Here is a 3,448-nt window from a genome sequence, read left to right as displayed (position 1 = left end):
TATCCCACCGGACGCCGGGCTGTCCAGGCCGTTTTCTCCTCAAGGTAGCTGTATCTGAGGTTCCACCCGTGTGCAATGTCCGAAAAGAACGCTGCACGTCTCGCTCGCCAGTGCGCTCGATGCGAAGCCGATTGGCGGGGAGCATGGGCCCACGATCCTCACGCTGATGCGCGACCACATCGCCGGGCGTATTCCGCTCATCGCTGCTGGCCATATCCGAACGCCCGAACAGGCCGAACAGGCCGAACAGGCAATCGCGGCTGGGTTATCACCCGTCGCCAATAGGCCAAGGGCTGGTGATGAATTCGGACTGGGCTGCATTTGCGCGAGATAACGCCTCCGGCGCCGTAGCGCTCGAACTCGCCGCTTCCGACGTCGCGCGGCTCGCCATTCCTCCAAAGCTAGGGCCGTAATCGAAGCCACAAAAGGCTGGTTCAAGGTCCGCCAGACCGCGTGAGCGGTGTCTTCCCGCCTTCAACTCAAACCCGAATGAAAGGCTCAAGGCATAACCAAAACACCTGTCTTCCCGCAATTCAACCGTTGGGGCCTGCTCGCCACGGGTTCGCCCCTTTCGGCAGCGCTCCTGCTGCCCAAGGCTCTCCCGGCGCAAACCGCCGGCGCTGCATCAAGGGGCGCGATGAAGGTCCCTTTCCTGCTTTACTATCCGTTTTCAAAGTGCAGTTAAGGGATGACTACACGGCTCACTGTCATACTGGAACCCTTCGGCCTTCTTCTCAGTTTAAAGGTGATTGCGGAGGTGCCAAATGGAACAATGGTCGTGGACGAAATGGAGCGCCGTGCTGGGTTTTGCGCTGGGCGGCTTCTTTGATGGCATCCTGCTTCACCAGATACTGCAATGGCATCATCTGTTAAGTCTCATTCCGAGCCTTGACGATCTGCGCCTGCAGGTGCTTTGGGACGGCTACTTTCACGCCCTCATGTATGTGATCGCGGTGATTGGCCTCTGGGGGCTCTGGCGAGCGCATAGGACCTCGCGAATTGGCAGCAGCGCACAGCTTAGCGGCGCACTGCTTATCGGCTTCGGCTTGTGGCATGTCCTTGACAGCATCCTGTCCCATTGGCTGCTGGGTATCCACCGCATCAAGATCGACAGTGCGAGTCCGCTCGCCTGGGACCTGCTGTGGTTTACGGTTTTCGGTGTTGTTCCGCTGGTGACTGGTTGGCTTATCCTGCGAAGGGGTGGTCCTGGAATAGGGACGTTTCGCGGGTCAGCGGTGTCTATTTTCTTCGTTGGCACGCTTGCTGCAGCTATGGGCACGTGGGCGCTTCAGCCGCCCTCCGCGCAACCTTTTACAACCGTGGTTTTCCGGCCGGGTATGGGACAGCAGGAGGTGGTCTACGCACTCGCTGCTGCGGGTGCGCGGCTCGTCTGGTCCGACTCGTTGATGGGAGTCGTTGTGATCAGCGTCGCGCCGGAGCGGCGTTGGGACTTCTACCGCCACGGAGCGCTGTTGGTAACCGGATCGGGCCTTCCGGCCGGTTGCTTCGACTGGACCCGAATATAACACGCCGTTGATCCGTGGATCGCACAGGTTCGCAGTCCATATGCTCACACCGATAGTCTTTGCCAATTTCTGTCGTTTTATACCGAATTCAGTAAGTCCTGACCTGTGATCGCATGCCGTATTGCCTTATCCGACCACGACGAACCGCGATCGACCTGCGGTCAAAACATACTGAACTCGGTATTATAGTGATGGAGATACCTGGATAGCCAAGAAGATAATGACGCAGCTGACAAGGGTACCCGACCAAGTTTCATTTCCCTTATCAAGGTAGAGATTGCGATACTGGGCCTTGGCCGATATGCTGAAGCAGTTATCAATTGGACCGTGCCGGTGATGTCCGGATACGCGGCTACGCTTCATAGATCAAATTCAGATCAAAAGCTTGAACTTTAATAGACATCGCGAGGAAAACGCCATGCTGAAGGTCGGTCGCCGCGAATTTCTGGTTGGCGCAAGTGCGGTTGCCATGCTTTCCACCATTCGTCCGGCATTTAGCCAAATACCGGCGGGTCCTTTTACCCTCATTCCACTTGACTACGCATATTCGGCGCTTGAACCGCACATCGACCGCTTGGTTTCGTCAGCGTCGGCGTACGTCCGCCGACACCCGAACTCGGGTCGATGATGATCGAACCGCTTCCCTATTACGAGGAAGCGCCGCACGCTCTGCTACAGCCGATCGCGGTCATCTTCCTGATGGTGCTGGCGCTGCAATTGATCGCCGGAAAGGACAAGCCATGACCGTGCTGCTGGCGGTCGAGAACGCGACGGTCGATACGGCCAGCGGCCGTATCATCGCGCCGGTATCCCTCACGCTTCGAGCCGAACGCCCTTTCACCATCCTGGGTGAGACGGGCTCGGGCAAAAGTCTGCTGGCCCAGGCGGTCATGGGGCTCTTGCCTGCCGGCCTGACGGCCTCCGGCTGCGTCATCATCGATGGACTTGCGCTTGATCTGGCCGATCCATCCAAACATCGGCGGCTCTGGGGACGCCGCGTCGGAATTTTGCCGCAAGAGCCCTGGCTGGCGCTCGACCCGACCATGCGCGCGATGGAGCAGGTCGCGGAAGGTTATCGTTTCATCCAACGGCTGGACAGCGCGGCCGCCAACAAGGCGGCGTCGGACGACTTGGCAGCCCTTGGCGTAGCCGATGCTGGGCGAAAGCTGCCGGGCGAACTGTCTGGCGGCATGGCGCAGCGCGTCGCCTTCGCCGCGGCGCGGGCGGGCGGCGCTCGAATCGTCATCGCCGACGAACCGACCAAGGGATTGGATGCCGCCCGTCGCGACGAGGTCATTTCGCTTCTGATGAAGGAAGTCGAGGCCGGCGGCACGGTGCTGACGATCACCCACGATCTGGCGCTAGCCCGGCAGATGGGCGGCGATCTCGCAGTGATGCTCGATGGCTCGATCGTTGAACAGGGTGAGGCGGATACGGTGCTTTCCTCCCCTTCGCATGATTATACGAAGAGGCTGCTGGCGGCAGATCCGGCAAGATGGGACCAGCGGAAAACCCCCGGCATCGAGCGTAGGGAAATCGTGCTGATCGGTGACGATCTGGCCAAGTCACGCGGAGGACGATTGCTTTTTTCCGATCAGAGCTTTCGATTGCATCGAGGCGAGATCGTCGGCGTCACAGGGCCGAGTGGATCGGGCAAGAGCTCATTGGGCGATATACTGCTCGGCCTTCTGAAGCCGGACAGGGGAACAGTCGAACGGGTGCCTGGAATCGCTTCAGTCCGCTACCAGAAGATCTACCAGGACCCTCCGTCCGCCTTTCCCGGCAAGATCACCATCGGTGCGAACCTGTCCGATCTCGTACGCCTGCATCGGCTGGATACCACCCTTGTCGATCCGCTGATGGAGCGGTTGAGGCTGGCGCCCGAACTTCTCCATCGCCTGCCAACCGAAGTGTCCGGTGGA

General features: G+C 59.6%; 2 protein-coding genes. Both read left to right on the top strand.

The genetic code is table 11. From position 1 onward, the window contains the following. Positions 1-764 precede the first annotated feature (764 nt). Positions 765-1,526: a DUF2243 domain-containing protein gene (locus tag AC5JJ6_RS04895; protein ID WP_496040968.1), complete on the top strand. Its 762-nt coding sequence runs from the start codon at positions 765-767 to the stop codon at positions 1,524-1,526. A 554-nt stretch (positions 1,527-2,080) separates the two neighbouring features. After that, positions 2,081-3,448: ATP-binding cassette domain-containing protein (locus tag AC5JJ6_RS04890; protein ID WP_496040967.1), on the top strand; the 1,368-nt coding region annotated here is incomplete at its 3' end.

It is taken from the genome of Skermanella sp., assembly GCF_059503625.1.
The sequence above is the reverse complement of the archived record's forward strand: the minus strand, read 5'-3'. Positions and strand labels throughout refer to the sequence as shown.

Excerpts from the sequence above, each read along its gene's own strand:
- AC5JJ6_RS04895 (WP_496040968.1), top strand. The coding sequence starts at position 765 with ATGGAACAATGGTCGTGGACGAAATGGAGCGCCGTGCTGGGTTTTGCG.